This is a genomic window from Ruegeria sp. AA6 (genome assembly GCF_056542865.1).
This window is the reverse complement of sequence record NZ_JBQGAN010000014.1, coordinates 69,434-84,155: the sequence shown is the minus strand read 5'-3', so window position 1 is coordinate 84,155 and position 14,722 is coordinate 69,434. Positions and strand designations below refer to the sequence as shown.

At 52.5% G+C, this 14,722-nt stretch carries 11 protein-coding genes and 1 tRNA gene; 8 read left to right on the top strand and 4 right to left on the bottom strand.

Annotated features, from left to right (window positions below; translation table 11 throughout):
* Window positions 1-55: 55 nt before the first annotated feature.
* From ACR0LN_RS16135 to ACR0LN_RS16120, 4 genes are read left to right on the top strand one after another with little or no spacing between them, the layout of a single operon-like run.
* A complete protein-coding gene (locus tag ACR0LN_RS16135; protein WP_170353301.1) occupies window positions 56-1,081 on the top strand; it encodes an ABC transporter substrate-binding protein in 1,026 nt (341 codons plus the stop codon).
* Entirely contained in the window at window positions 1,082-3,298 is a 2,217-nt protein-coding gene (locus ACR0LN_RS16130) for an ABC transporter permease (RefSeq protein ID WP_171239143.1), read from the top strand. It abuts the gene before it with no gap.
* The gene (locus tag ACR0LN_RS16125; RefSeq protein ID WP_171239144.1) at window positions 3,295-4,365 is read left to right on the top strand and encodes an ABC transporter ATP-binding protein; all 1,071 of its coding nucleotides are present in this window, start codon (window positions 3,295-3,297) and stop codon (window positions 4,363-4,365) included. Before ACR0LN_RS16130 ends, ACR0LN_RS16125 begins: the two co-directional genes overlap by 4 nt.
* Entirely contained in the window at window positions 4,366-4,932 is a 567-nt protein-coding gene (locus tag ACR0LN_RS16120; RefSeq protein WP_170375217.1) for a histidine phosphatase family protein, read from the top strand.
* A 3-nt stretch (window positions 4,933-4,935) separates the two neighbouring features.
* Here the strand turns inward: ACR0LN_RS16120 and ACR0LN_RS16115 are convergent, their stop codons facing one another.
* Complete coding sequence (locus ACR0LN_RS16115) at window positions 4,936-5,727, bottom strand: inositol monophosphatase family protein (RefSeq protein WP_171239145.1); 792 nt, start codon at window positions 5,725-5,727, stop codon at window positions 4,936-4,938.
* 507 nt (window positions 5,728-6,234) lie between these two features.
* Between ACR0LN_RS16115 and ACR0LN_RS16110 the strand changes: the two genes are divergently transcribed.
* The 4 genes from ACR0LN_RS16110 (at window position 6,235) to ACR0LN_RS16095 (ending at window position 10,088) form a co-directional block, all read left to right on the top strand.
* Window positions 6,235-6,624: a hypothetical protein gene (locus ACR0LN_RS16110; protein ID WP_170558232.1), complete on the top strand. Its 390-nt coding sequence runs from the start codon at window positions 6,235-6,237 to the stop codon at window positions 6,622-6,624.
* A 230-nt stretch (window positions 6,625-6,854) separates the two neighbouring features.
* The gene (locus ACR0LN_RS16105; protein ID WP_480431037.1) at window positions 6,855-8,261 is read left to right on the top strand and encodes an AAA family ATPase; all 1,407 of its coding nucleotides are present in this window, start codon (window positions 6,855-6,857) and stop codon (window positions 8,259-8,261) included.
* Window positions 8,262-8,586: 325 nt separating this feature from the next.
* Window positions 8,587-8,676, top strand: a tRNA-Ser gene (locus ACR0LN_RS16100).
* Window positions 8,677-8,816: 140 nt separating this feature from the next.
* Window positions 8,817-10,088 carry a DUF6538 domain-containing protein gene (locus ACR0LN_RS16095; RefSeq protein ID WP_170467186.1) on the top strand — a complete coding sequence of 424 codons (1,272 nt, stop codon included), beginning with the start codon at window positions 8,817-8,819 and terminating at the stop codon, window positions 10,086-10,088.
* Here ACR0LN_RS16095 and ACR0LN_RS16090 read toward each other — a convergent pair.
* The 3 genes from ACR0LN_RS16090 to ACR0LN_RS16080 all read right to left on the bottom strand — a co-directional run bounded on the left by ACR0LN_RS16090 (window position 10,067) and on the right by ACR0LN_RS16080 (window position 14,257).
* On the bottom strand, window positions 10,067-10,390 hold the full coding sequence (locus ACR0LN_RS16090) for a hypothetical protein (RefSeq protein ID WP_170467184.1): 324 nt from the start codon (window positions 10,388-10,390) through the stop codon (window positions 10,067-10,069). The genes ACR0LN_RS16095 and ACR0LN_RS16090 overlap by 22 nt on opposite strands.
* Before the next feature lie 137 nt (window positions 10,391-10,527).
* Window positions 10,528-10,899 carry a cupin domain-containing protein gene (locus tag ACR0LN_RS16085; RefSeq protein ID WP_170467182.1) on the bottom strand — a complete coding sequence of 124 codons (372 nt, stop codon included), beginning with the start codon at window positions 10,897-10,899 and terminating at the stop codon, window positions 10,528-10,530.
* A gap of 70 nt (window positions 10,900-10,969) precedes the next feature.
* A complete protein-coding gene (locus tag ACR0LN_RS16080; RefSeq protein WP_170467180.1) occupies window positions 10,970-14,257 on the bottom strand; it encodes a hypothetical protein in 3,288 nt (1,095 codons plus the stop codon).
* Window positions 14,258-14,722: the final 465 nt, after the last annotated feature.

Here is a 14,722-nt window from a genome sequence, read left to right as displayed (position 1 = left end):
AGGGCATGAAAGAACCGGGAAACCCGGACGCATTACGCTCATAGGGAGGAAAAATATGAGGAAATTGACATCCACTGCGGTTGGATCGGTGATTGCCCTGGCTGCGTCACTGTCGGCGGCACAGGCCGATAAATTGACTTTCTATTGTTCGGCACAGGAAGACTGGTGCCAACTCATGGCGCGAAGCTTTGAAGATGCGACTGGCATCGACGTCAACATGACCCGGAAGTCGTCAGGTGAAACCTTTGCACAAATCCGCGCCGAAAGCTCGAACCCGAAAGGGGACGTTTGGTGGGGCGGTACCGGTGATCCGCATTTGCAGGCTGCCGAAGAGGGCCTGACGATGGAATACATTTCGCCAATGCGTGACCAACTTCATGATTGGGCGATATCCCAGGCAGAAAGCGCGGGTAACAAGACGATTGGCATCTATTCAGGCGCACTCGGCTATGGCTACAACGCCGATCTTGTCGCTGCCAATAACCTGCCCGAACCTGCCTGCTGGAAAGACCTGCTGAAGCCCGAATACAAGGGCCACGTTCAGATGGCGAACCCGAACTCATCAGGTACGGCCTATACCACGCTAGCGTCGATGGTGCAGATCTTCGGCGAAGATGAAGGCTTTGAGTTCATGAAAGGTCTGCATTCGAACATCAACCAATATACCAAGTCTGGCTCTGCGCCCATCAAAGCCGCTGGTCGCGGTGAGAACACCATCGGTATCGTCTTTATGCATGACGCTGTGAAGCAGGCCGTTTCAGGATTCCCGATTAAGGTCGTCGCACCGTGCGAGGGCACAGGATACGAAATTGGCTCGATGTCGATTATTGAAGGAGCCCGCAACGAAGAAGAAGCGAAAAAGTTCTATGACTGGGCGCTGTCACCCGAAGCCCAGAACCTTGCTCTTCAGGTCAACGCGTTTCAAGTGCCATCGAATAAAGGCGCAGAAACTTCGGATAGCGCGCCTGACATGAGTCAGATCAAGCTGATTGACTATGACTTCAAAAAGTATGGTTCCTCAGACGAACGGAAGCGTCTGTTGCAGAAATGGGACGAAGAGGTTTCGACTCTGCCGCAGTAAATGACTGACCGGACTTCAAAAACGACCCATCCGGTCCTGATCTTCTGGATCGCGGCCGGGTGGGTCGGATTCTGCCTGTTGCCTTGGTATATGGTCGACGGTGGCCTTTGGTCGTTCGAGTGGCTTTTGGACGGCTACCCATTCGATGAGGATTTTGCCCCTGCGGCGTTTCTGATTGGGCAGGGTGAAAAATTTTGGCTCGCTCCGCTCCTGATCGCACTCGTCCTGCCGCTATTGGTGTTGAAGCGCCCCAAATCTGATCCACTTTACGCCAGAATACTGATCCTGTCAGGGGCGCTTGGCTTCGGCTGGCTGATCGCTCAGGGGTTCAGCATTGGCATCAGAGGCTTCAACTTCCATTGGTTGGAGGCGATGTTTGGCGAACTTGGCGACCGTCAGTTTGGAATGGGCTATGGCGCAATGATATGTGCCTCAAGCTTTCTGTTCCTGCTTACACAGGGGATCGCGGCAAGAGGTGCCATTAACGGCGACGTCTTCGTCGTCAGCGCCATCGGCGGCGTGATTACAATTGTCACAGCCTTCGTCTTTTTCCCCATCGCCAAGATGCTTTTCGCTGCCTTCGTCACCGAAGATGGCGCCTATTCTATCGCGGTATTCTTCTCGAAGTTTTTCGATGATCGACTGTGGGGGCTGGGGTGTTTTCAGGGAGCGCGTTGTGGCGCCGCCTGGAATTCACTGTTCCTTGCCATCCTCGTTGGTGTCATCACCACGGTCCTGGGGCTTTGCTTTGCACTGGTCGTGACGCGCTCAGGTTTTCGCCATAAACGCGCGCTGCGGGCTCTGACCGTTCTGCCAATAATCACCCCGCCATTCGTGATCGGCCTGGCGCTGATCTTGCTTTTTGGCCTTTCTGGGTCGGTCACCCGGTTCATTGCCGAACTTCTCGGCACCCAGCCGACACGCTGGCTGTACGGAATGCCAGGCATCCTGATCGCACAGACACTCGCGTTCACGCCAATTGCGTTTCTTGTTCTGATAGGTGTGGTTGAAGGCGTCTCTCCGTCGATGGAAGAAGCGGCTCAAACGCTCCGTGCCAGCAGATGGCAGACATTCAAGACGGTTTCCTTGCCCCTGATGCGGCCCGGGCTTGCAAACGCATTTCTTCTGGGCTTCATCGAAAGCATGGCCGATTTTGGCAACCCACTTGTATTGGGCGGCAATTTCGACGTGCTTTCGACCGAAATATTCTTTGCCATCGTTGGCGCTCAATACGATCAAGGCAGGGCCGCAGTTCTGGCCATGGTGCTGCTGTTCTTTACTCTTTCCGCCTTTTATGCGCAGCGTGTCTGGCTGGGGAAGAAAAGCTACACAACCGTCACCGGCAAAGGGGATGCCGGCGTTCATCCTCTGATGCCAATTGGTCTTTCAGTTCCGGTACTACTCATCGCTCTGGGCTGGGCGCTGTTCACAATTGTTGTTTATGCGATGATCATTTACGGAAGTGTCGTCGAGTTGTGGGGTGTCGATAACTCGCTAACTATCAAACACTATGTCACCGCATTCTCCGTACGTTTCGAAGAAGATAGCATTCGCTGGACCGGAGCCGCTTGGGACAGTTTCTGGACCACCATAACGATCGCGGCCATTGCTGCCCCATTGACTGCCGCCGTAGGTCTGGTGACCGCTTATCTGCTGACCAGGCAAAGTTTTGCAGGCAAGAACGCTTTCGAATTTGGAACAATGTTGTCCTTTGCTATCCCCGGAACAGTGATAGGCGTCAGCTACATCCTAGCCTTCAACGTTCCGCCAATTGAAATCACGGGTACTGGTGTCATTCTCGTTGTCAGCTTTATCTTCCGAAATATGCCGGTTGGCGTTCGTGCGGGGATCGCGAGCATGTCGCAGCTTGACCGCAGCCTTGATGAATCCTCGCTGACCCTTGGTGCAAACTCGTGGCAGACGTTCCGAAACGTCATCCTGCCGCTATTGCGCCCTGCGATACTTGCTGCGCTTGTTTACAGTTTTGTCCGTGCCATGACGGCGATCTCGGCTGTCATCTTTTTGGTCAGCGCAGAATATGACATGGCGACCAGCTACATTATCGGTCGGGTCGAGAATAACGACTATGGCCTTGCGATCGCCTATTCGACGACGCTGATCTTTGTGATGCTCGCGGCGGTCGGTTTACTGCAACTACTCGTTGGCCGGGTCCAGATTGGTCGACGCACGCAACACGGAACGGAGGCATCGCGATGACCGACGCCAAAATCGGTTCCAAGGCCGCCCCGGTGCGCTTTGAGAACGTGTCGAAAGTATTCGGTAAAGACGTCGTCGCCGTCGACAACATCAACCTGCATGTCGATGCAGGAAAACTCGTCACACTGCTTGGTCCGTCAGGCTGTGGGAAAACAACGACTTTGCGCATGATAGCCGGGTTGGAAATGGCAAGCTCGGGCAAGATCCTAATTGGTGATCGGGACGTGACCAAATTGCCTGCCACCGACCGCGACGTATCCATGGTTTTCCAGTCATACGCGCTTTTCCCTCACATGAGCGTGCTGGAAAACGTGATGTATGGCCTCACATTCTCAGGCTTTGCAAAGGATGAAGCCCGCGCCCGCGCTATGTATGGATTGGAACTGGTCGGTCTTCAGGGGTTCGACAATCGTCTTCCCTCGGAACTTTCAGGGGGCCAACAACAACGTGTTGCCGTCGCCCGCGCGCTGGTTCTTGAGCCGCAGGTTCTGCTGTTCGACGAGCCGCTGTCCAATCTCGATGCCAAGCTTCGCCGTCAGGTGCGAGAGGATATTCGGGCAATCCAGCAAGATCTTGGTTTGACAGTTGTTTACGTGACCCACGATCAGGAGGAGGCACTGGCAGTCTCGGATGAGATTGTCGTCATGCGCAACGCAGCGATCGCCCAAATGGGCACACCACGCCAGCTTTACGATGCCCCGAACGATCGTTTTGTCGCCGATTTCATAGGTGAGGCAAACCTATTGGATTGCCAAATCGTCGATATCAATGGCGACGTGGCAACGATAGAAATAGAAGGCTACCGCCACACGCTGCCACGTCGCGGTTTGTCCGAAGGAAACGCAACCATTGCAGTGCGACCCTCGCGTCTGGTTATCGGCTCAGACCAAGGCATAGCAGCCAAGGTGGCGAAGGCGACCTATGTTGGCGTTCGAATGGAATATACGCTGATCGGTGCATTCGGTCAGGTTTTTGCCGTACACGATGACGTCGATGCGCCGCTTGATCCCGGCGCCGAAATCAGAATGGGTTTTGCTGACAAAGGGCCCGTTCTTTTGCCGGATTAAATGCCGAAACTCATTATCATCACACACCCCGAGGTCTCTATCGATCCTGCCGTCCCGATAACTGAGTGGGGCTTGAATGCTGTGGGCCGTAAGCGCGCTACTGAATTTGCATCCAGTGGAATCTTGTCCAACGTCACTCAGATATGGACCAGCGACGAGCGGAAGGCCCGCGAAACAGGCGAGATTCTTGCTGCACCACGAAAGCTATCCGTGAAATGCAATTTGGATCTTGGTGAGAATGACCGCAGCGCAACCGGTTACTTGCCGCTGAAAGATTTCGAAGCCGCGGCAGATGCTTTCTTTGCTCAGCCGGAAAGTAGCTATCGCGGTTGGGAACCAGCGATCGAAGCACAGATACGCATTCTTCGGACAGTCACTAAGATTATCCGGTCGCATAATGCCGGGGATCTTGCAATTGTAACGCACGGAGCAGTGGGCACACTGCTTTGGTGCGCACTCTCGAATTGTTCGATAGACCGCAAGCACGACCAACCCTCACAAGGCCATTTCTGGCAGGCAGATTTAGCTACGCTCAAGCCTGATTCATGTTGGGTCTCTTTGACGTAGGAGCTAAGCGTTCCAAGCGTTCTCTGCGATCTCACGCAACGTCTCGAACACATCTGGTGTCCCCACGATCACGCGCCCGCCGTCTCGGATCATCTCATCGGCGTCCTGATCCTCGACAACGCCACCCGCTTCCGAGACCAGCAATTGCCCAGCCAGACAATCCCATGCATTCATGTGCTCCTCCACGTAACCCAAAAGGCGCCCGGCAGCGACGTAAGCCAATGAAAGCGCTCCGCTGGCGTTTCTGTGAAACATCGCCCCGTGCTCGATCAGATCCTCGATAACAGGTAAGACATGATGGCTCTCAATCCGGTTCGAGTATCCCACAGCCACTGTTCCATCTTGCAACGGCACTCCTAACGCGACGCTTATCGGTGATCCGTTAAGTGTCGCAGTTTCTCCGCGAGTTGCGACAAAAGTTTCATCCACGTTTGGATCGTGGATCACACCAATTTCCGTTTGGCTCTCAGTGACACCAGCCAGAACAATAGTCCATGCAGGAATACCGTTCACGAAATTCGTGGTCCCATCAATAGGATCAATAACCCAGTCAAAGCCACTCTCTCCCGCTACCGCGCCATGCTCTTCACCGTATACGCCATCTTTGGGCCACGCCTCCGCGATTCTTTGACGAATGAAAGTCTCGACGTTCTTGTCCGCCTCGCTCACCCAGTCCTGAGCGCCTTTTTGATCAACAATAAGATTGACCCGATCTGCAAAGAACTTTTTGGCAAGTAGCCCAGCGTCCTCGCAGACTTCGGTGGCAAAGTCTCTGCGTTCTGAAAGTCGAGACATAGGTGCTCCTTTTTCGGTTGGAGAGTTGCTCAGCAGCATTGTAGGCCAAGCGAAGACTAGACAACCAGATAGTCTTTTCGTTTGCTTCAGGTGCCAATATTGGCACCACAAACCTTGAGTTCCGAGTGTCTACGATCTGCTCCGCGATCAATCTCCCGATCAATAGTTCTCTAATTTCTGTTTGCATTCGATGTAGAGCCGACTTGCGGTAGCGCAGCCAAAATCCTGAAACACCCACACTTTGAATGTCAGCTTACTTTCCGGCGCTCAAGTTGGTCTCTGCGCGCAACAAAGGTCGGCTCCCCATTCGAACCGCAGATCTGAAGTTTCCGCTTTGGGCTGGGAGCAGTCGTTAGACGGATTTCGCACCAAAGTCAGCTAAGGGCCGTCAGTTCTTGCAACTTCGTCGCCGGAAACTAACACGTTTGGCCCATCGACCCTATTGCTCTATGCGTTCTCCCGCTCATTTTCCTGATTATTTCCAAGGACAATTAAAAGGAGAAGCAGATGACCTACCTGACGATGACAGAAGCCAAGCTAGAAAGTGGAACAACCAAGAACCCGATATTGAAGGCGATCAAGAGGGGTTCCGTTCGCGCCTACAAAAATGACCTGGGACACTGGCAAATTGATCCGAGAACGTTTGCCGACTGGCTGGCATTCAGGGCACAGCCCTTTGAGTGTCACTCATCACCAAACGCCCATCATGTGGGATGCTGTCACGAAAGTTCGGTGAGATCCAGGATGAAGGCAAAAGTGGACCATTTATCCGCTATAGAGTGCAAAAACTGGGCTTACTTCCACTCGGCGCCATGTGATGCCCGGCAGGATGTCCTGAACGTAATCTTCGGGATACGGCAGCAAAGAGATCTACTGTCAGAGCTCCTAAATACATGAATGTTACGTATTTCTTCCAGGCTGTATTGAGAATGCCGGCAAGGAAGATTAGATTTAATCTATGAACAGCATTCTTGGCCCCTCCTCCAGCGTTATACGGGCTCTCTCACATCTGCCCTCTTGAGAGAAGCTGTTGAATGCTTGGCGACTGTTCCACATTCCGACAAGTAATATACCGCTGAATTTAGCCGCTCTCTCAAGCCAATAAACTTTGCCTTGACGAGATTAGAATGCGATTTACCGACAAAAAGCCACCCGCCAAACCCTCATCCAACGACACGCAAGCAAACGAAATCTGTCCGGTCGTGAGCGAGACCCTAGACGAATGGGCAAATGCTGGAAACCTTGCAAAGAGCCAACTTTTGAATTGGCTTTCAGCCCTAGAATTCAATGATCTTGCAGAGTTAAAGAGCGCCATTCTGGCTAGTTCCGAGCTTTGGGAACTGCAAGCGGCTTGCCTCAAGTCCGCTCGCAAAGAAGCACCCTGGGCTTTCGAGGAATCCGCCAAGTATCACGACGAATGGGCAAGTTTTCGGAGCGAGCCTGGTTCGAAGTACATGGCAAACTGGATTGCAGCATTCAATGATGTCGAAGCTTTCCGGAATGCGGGGAAGGCTTGCTTGAAATTTCTCCCGATTTCGGTGCTTCAATCGGCCATCACAGACCGCTCGCCAAAGAATGACGAAGAGGCCCTCATGATCGCAGCGGAGAAACTGCATCTGAGAGGTCTTGAGAGGGCTGCAAAGAAACGGAGGAAACAGGAAGCTAGGTATGCGCTGCAGCCCCTCTCAGAACTGCCCAAAACCATCGAGAGAGCAGCTAAAGAAGGTGGAGTGCTGGATGCCTTTCGTCCCAAACATTTCTACATCCTGACCAGGCAAAACTTGGAAAACCTCACAAGCTTGAAGACTCGGTTTCCCAACGCCGAAGCAGCAATTGGCTTGGTGTATGATCAGCTCTATCGGCACTGGCAGTTTGGAAATGATCGGTTGCAAATGCGGCCTATCATCCTCGCCGGCGAACCCGGCGTTGGAAAAACCAGATTGTGCCGTGAGATCGCAGAGGCCTTGAATATTGACGTGACTATCAGAAGCGTTGCGGGTCATGCTGACGCAAACATTTTTGGTGTAAGCGCCGGCTGGTCAACTGCAATGCCCAGTGTCATTACAAAGGCGGTTTGCAGTGCAGGAGCGCTCAACCCGCTCATCATGATCGACGAGTTGGACAAAGCGTTGCCAAGCCACAATGGAAGTGTTTGGGCAGAACTTCTCGGGCTCCTCGAAAATACAGAAGCTCAGACGTTCTACGAACGCTTTCTGGCCACAAACGTGAATGCGTCCCACATCTGTTGGCTGTTCACAGCAAACGACTTGAGCAAGCTTCCTCGACCATTGGTGAGCCGTTGTCTGGTCGTTCGTGTCGACGGTCCCAGCATTGAACAGGTTCCTAGTATCATTCAAAGCCTGAAAGCTGACTATGCGCAGGAACTGGGGATTGACGCGCGCATGTTTGGGATGACTCTGGATGACCATGACTGGTTGTTGAACACATGGCCCGAACATCAATCTATCCGCGTTCTTTCAGAACTTTTGAGAAATTTGATTGACAGATCTCAGACTCTAATTGCCTCGGTCTAAAAGGCAGAAAGTGTGTCGACACACATCCGTCGCAGATGGGGTAAATAAGGAACAGTCTGAGATATCCTGTGCGGGTCATCTACGAACAACCAACAGAGAAGGAGACCTGATTGACCGCTGGACATGCTGGTCAGTGGAATATGGCTGCGTAGACAGAAGCGAAGAACAAAACTTGAATATTTGTTGCCAAAATCTTGCCTCTTACGTGCGCGCAATCACGCTTTGTTCTGCTTGGTTTGCACTTTCTGCGGCATTCCCACAAAATTCAATCTCCCATCGTTTTTAGCCTTGTGGGCATGGTGAATAGGGTTGTATACGCGTCGACGGAGACGTGGCCGAGTGGTCGAAGGCGCTCCCCTGCTAAGGGAGTAGGCGGGAAACCGTCTCGAGGGTTCGAATCCCTTCGTCTCCGCCATTATCCAGCAAGAGCCTGCCTCTAAATCACTGTAAATAGTTGATTTTCAGCTGGATTGACTGACTCCCCGCTTGAGGCTGGATGTTTTTTGCTGCACATTTTGCTGCACAAATCTCTTCATGCTTGGAGGCTGTTGAACTGTGAATGTTAAACTCAGAGGCTCTATTTACTGTATCGTTAGGCGCGTTCCACGCCGTTTCGCCAGCGTCGAAGAACGAAAAACCGTCTGGATCAGCCTGAAAACCGATTCACTGAGTTTGGCAATGGAGAAAGCGCCATCTGTTTGGGCGAAGATGTTGGATAGCTGGGAAGCTCGCCTTGCCGGCGACACCGTAGAAGCTGAAAAGCAGTTTAGCGCAGCACAAAACTTGGCTAGATCGAGGGGGTTTCGGTACTTGGAAATGCCGAAGGTTGCTGAGCTTCCTCTCGAAGAATTGCTGAAACGAGTTGAGGCGATTCCAGTTGTGCAAGGCAGCCCAGACACGTTCGAAGCGAAGGCTCTGTTGGGCGCCGTTGCTGCACCGGAGATTTCGGTTTCCCAAGCGTTGGAAATGTATTGGTCCCTCGCCAGGGATAGGACACTAGGTAAAGACGCTGATCAGATTCGCAGGTGGAAGAACCCACGGAAGAAAGCGGTGAAGAATTTCATCGCGGTCGCCGGAGACGTGGCAATTTCCGAGATCACTCGGGATGATTTGTTGGATTTCCGGGAGATGTGGATTGAGCGAATTGAAATGGGCGAAGTTACACAGAACTCTGCTAACAAGGACTTCACGCACCTAGGTGATATTCTAAAAACAGTTAACGAAAAAAAGCGACTTAAGATTGATTTGCCTCTGTCTGGTCTGAGTTTGAAGGAACCAGAGAGGCGATCTCGACCATCATTCTCCGACGATTGGATTCGTAATCGTATTTTGTCTGAAGGTGCTTTGAGTGGATTAAACACCGAGGCGCGGTGCATTTTGTTGGGTATGATCAATACAGGGTATCGACCTAGCGAAGCCGCAAATCTGGACAGGGCTCGCATCCATCTTGAGGGTTCTGTTCCCTACATTGAAATCGCACCGGTCGGGCGACACTTGAAGAACAATGCCTCCAAGCGAACTATTCCTCTTGTTGGCGTTAGCCTTGAAGCGTTCCAAGAATGTCCGAACGGTTTTCCCAGCTACAAAGGCAAAGCGTCACTTTCTAACACAGTTAACAAGTATTTGAGATCCAATGGTCTGATGGAGTCCGATAGACATGTTATGTACTCACTCCGTCATGCATTTGAGGATCGAATGATCGCGGCTGAAGTTGATAACCGGATTAGACGCGATCTCTTCGGCCATGCTCTTCAAGAACAACGATATGGTGATGGTGCTTCGCTTGAGCACAAAGCCCGCATCCTTCAAGAAATTTCCTTCTTTTGAACAATGGCCAACGCCCTTTCCACCGGGCAGTTGGCAAGCTGTTCCTGCATCTGACAAAGTTCATGTTCAAGCCGCTCCATTATAGGAACATAAGTTGGGTCCTTGATCACAAGAAGCGCAGCCTTTTCGAGCGCGGACGTCACACGAGCGATTTCGCGAACTAACGTTCTTTCTGCCTTTCTTTTTTGAGGACCAAACTTTTGACCGTCGCGAGCTCTGTTGGTGTATTTATTAATTGCCTTGAGATCCGAAAAACTGCGGCTGGCAGGGAAACTATTTGCCTCGTGAAATTCTACATGCATCGGGCTATGCCTCTGTTTTTGTTTGCCCGATTTTTAAGATCTTTCGATTTATCTGACGTTAAAGAATTTGTGCGTTGGCTCCAAATCTGGACGCCCTAGAAAAGCGGGCGAAACTCAATCATGTGGCCGGTGCACCGTCAAAACCCGTCCGCTTTATGGCCGAAAAACACCTTTGTCACGTCTTCGATGATGTCCCAGACCACCCGGCTGCCATCACGCACAAAGAGACTGTCGCCCGGGCCCAACTCTTGAACCTCGCCACTGGTCAGGTTGGTCATCCGGCATCGACCGGACAGGATGGTCATCAGTTCATCGCCTTGCTCGGTGCATTCAAAAACGCCCTTGGTGCAGCGCCAGATGCCCGTGCGCGTCGTATGGCCTGGCCCGCCAGCATCCATGCGGCCTGATGCCTGCGGGGAGCCTTCTTTGATCTGATATCCGCTTGCGGGATTGTCGAAAGGCCAGTGCTCAAGAGGACCGACATCGTCGCCTAAAACATATTTGATCATTCTATTTTCTCCCGCAGGCTAACCGTTTGAGAACGGTCCTCTCGGCAACGATGGCGGTTTCTTTGGAGTCCTACAAGTTGAGAACGCGGAACTCTGAGATCTTCAGGAACCGCTCCAGTTTTTCCCGCACCTGACTTTCCGGGGCAAACACCAAGGCCTCTTTGCTTGGTGGCTTCTTGCCCGCCTCAACCGTTGGCCAGAACTCGATACGGAGAGGGAGGCTCTCACCGTCAAATCCCCCATATGGTTCTATACTACATGGATCTTTTGACAGAAGCTTCGCGCGGTTTTTGTCGGTGGCGGCAACTTGTCTGGACCGCCAGAACTCAGGCATGTACCGGTTGCAATCGGCCGGTGACTGGAAAATCAGCCCGTATTTCGCAATGGCCTTGTCAACCTTGCTGCCTCCCTTCTTGAAATCCAGCCATTCTACGATCCTACCTACGGTTACGTTCGCCACCACGGGTGACATCAAGAAGACCTCCTTTGGCTGGGTATTGTGGATTAGTCTGACACGATCCATTGCCTGCTCGATCTCGGCTTCGCGTATCTGTTGCAGAATGCGGTCTCCCCAAGGGTCACGATGTGCAAATACATCTATTGAATGGCTGCCTTTTTTCACTCTGATGCCGCGGCGTTGCTTGACGTAGTCACCCGGCTGGAATTCTTCTCCCGCTGCGGAGGCATAGGCTCTGGCAATGCGTTCGACATCCAAATGCCCAGGTTGTTCGCGACCAATGACGATAGCCTGGTTAAACGCTTCCCACTTGTTCTGACCCCTGAGCTTGCCGAAGTGGCCAGCCCGTCCGGGGCGGTCAAAATCCAAGGAAGCAATCACGTCTTTTGTCCCGAACACAGCGGCACTCGGGTATCGCGCAACCACGCCATTTACAAAGTCACGCAGTGTATCGTTTTGCGTTCTAATACTTCCGTAAGTGCGCTGTTTCTCCTGTGCTTTCAGGCTCAACCTGCGCTTGGAAAAATTGCAGCCCAAAATTTGCATGACCTTTGCGTTTCGTTCCACCGGGTAGTGATGCGTTTCCAAATCCGAGCCGAACAGCAGACGAGACAGATCAGCATTTGCTGTGCCATCCAGATACAAAAACGGGCGTCCGGTGATATTTTTCAGATTGCGCAGGCGAACCGCAGTATAGCCTGCCTGATGCTGCGCCGGACGCGCTCTTTCGACATCAGCAAACACGGCACTTGAGGTGGCCAAACCGCTTTCCATATCGGCCAGCAGGCATTCGCATAGCATCTGAAGACGCCTTGCGTGGCTGGCCTTGCTACTATTAAGGCGACTGCCGATGACACCAAGCTGGGCCTCACCGATGGTGTCATCCTTGCATGCGAAAAGAGGCCTTAGAGCCCGGTTCGTATTGCCAGTTTTTAGCTCCTCCAGATGCCTGATGGCGGTTCGCAACAGCTCAGGTGAGACGCCCAGATCGCGCAGTCGCTCCATTTGAACACCCGCTCCGGTTCCAGCCACAGCCAGCAGGGCTGACTTCACTGGAGAAATCGCCTGATCTTGCAGGACGATGGCATCCCCGATTTCAACGCCTCGTTGGTTTTGGTTTTTAGCAGGCGGCAGAAGAGTTTCAGTCAGCTCAATGAGCGACACATGGGCTTCTTCCTTCCCAAAATCGCGCGGCCGCTCATCAAAAACGGTAAGATCTGGCAAAGTTTCTGCTGGCAAAGGAAGATGACCGTATTCATGCGGGGCAAAGATCACCAAGCCAGCTTTGGTCTTCAGCTGTGCTTTGATGTCAGCTTCCTGACGGAGATAGCCACAATCCATCTGAAAAGGGCATTTCTTGCAGAGGGTGGATCGGATCGAAAAGCCAAGCTCCGACAACTTCCTCGCCGTTGGATAGATCCGGCACATTTTGACGGTGTCATTGTCGGCCTCTGGATCGGGTCGATTGCGCCCCTTGAGGGAAATGGCTGGCGGAGCCGATGCGGGTGCATTTCTCTTATAGTCATTGAAGGCTTCTTCTACCTTCTCGTGATCTGGCAAAAGCATCAATGACACCAAGCCTTCAGTGCTGTGTAGAAAGCCAGGCCGCCTATTGCGGCCAACTAGGGCAGCGGTTTTGCCAACCCCCTGCGCCCCGGAAAGCAAAACACGGGGTGGACTATCTTTGCCTTGCGAAGGGTTGCCTGGGCTTTGCTTGCGAAGAAATGCCAAAGCTTCGTTTCCCCAGACCTCAATAGTCTTGGCATGCATTGCGATGGCTTGGTCTTTTGGGATCGCGCTATGCGGATAATAGGGGGCGGGTTCCTCCGCATCTGAGGCCCCACCTATTGGACGCGCCAGGCCATCCCGAAGCCCGTTTCTTACGGCTTCCTCATATCGGTCGTGCCCGGTTTGGTGGGCGGCCTTCAGAAGCCTTTCAAGCGCTTCGGCTTCACAGATTTCGCCAGCACTGACAAACCCTCCGATGAGTTGGGATTCATTATAGATGGATGTGTTCCGATCCGTTCCTCTGGCAAGCTTGGCACAGGATTTCGAAAGCTGCGCTTCGCCTGTCTTGGTAGTGATTGTCTTTGCTGAAGAAGAATTGGCCTTCGAAGGCAAGGATTTGGAAGGCTTTCCATTCCTTGTCTGGCGTTTGCTTCTCTTCACTTCTTTTGGAAACGCTATCGAACTCGTGTCCAGTCTTTCTTGCTCTTTCCTTATGATCCCAATCCTTGGCGTTCCTTCCAATGGATCGGGAACCCCGTCAAATACCGGGGCTGCGATGTAGTTTGGCTGTGCAATCCGAGCCAGACTTTCGTCGCTGCCAACCTGTTCAAAAAGGTGGTGCCGCTCATGTGCAAGGAGGGGGCGATCTGCAAGGCAGTAGAAATGGAATTTGGCCAGATGGTCTTTGCCGGCAGTCGCAGCACTCGAGGATGCTTGCCAGACAACCGAGAGATCCTTGAGCGCAGGCAATCCATGGCAGATATTGCGCCAGGTCCATTCGGCCAGGGCCTGCGGATCTCCCCAGTCCAGGTGATCTGGGCGTTCAACATCATCGATGTCGAAATGTAGCCAGGAGCAGCCAAGGTCTTCGAGAGTTGGATTCGCGCCATTTCGTGGTTTGGCCAAACGGCGGATTTTTTTGTGATGGCGGACCTCTTCCTTCACAGATCCAGACACCGCAACCTTTTGCACTGATTGAGAGAGTTCGGAGATTAGGGCAAGAAGGTCTTCAAAATCCGAAACTTCTCGCTCTTCAAATGTGAAGTTTCGTGCCCGGCTCGAGTTGTCTACGCCACCTTCATGAAATCGTTTTGTTTGAATACGTCCTGGCCGGGCTTCCAATATTGTGAATTTGGCAGGCTGGTATTCTTCGGAATGTGTTTTCTGTTTCAAATTGACTGCTCTTGGATCCGCAGGACGGAAAGCGATCAAAATGAATTGGTGCTGAAATAGGTCTTTCGTTGGTCACTGCACATTCTCCGGCCCGGCGGCTCTTGCTGTTGGCCGGCGGGATTGCCGGCACGCGCACACTCGGACATCTGGGTTTCGCCAGAATTAAAGCTGGGAGGTTTCCTGGGACCGGCTGAAATTCGGGCGGATTCAGAGCGAAGGAACTGGATTTCTAGGATCAAAGGTTAACGAAAGATTAAGAAATGGGTTTTGGGAGAGGGACATACCCTGACTTACCCCCCCCTATTTCCGTTAAACAGAAATAGGGGGGGTAAGTCCCCAGCCGTTCACTTAAGTTGTGCCCCCGACGCCTCGTTGGGGGTGTCATTTTGTGGTCAACTTCAGAAAGCTACAAAATGTTGTGGATTCGACGAGGAATTGCTTTTCTGCCGGTTGCCACGAGAGCAA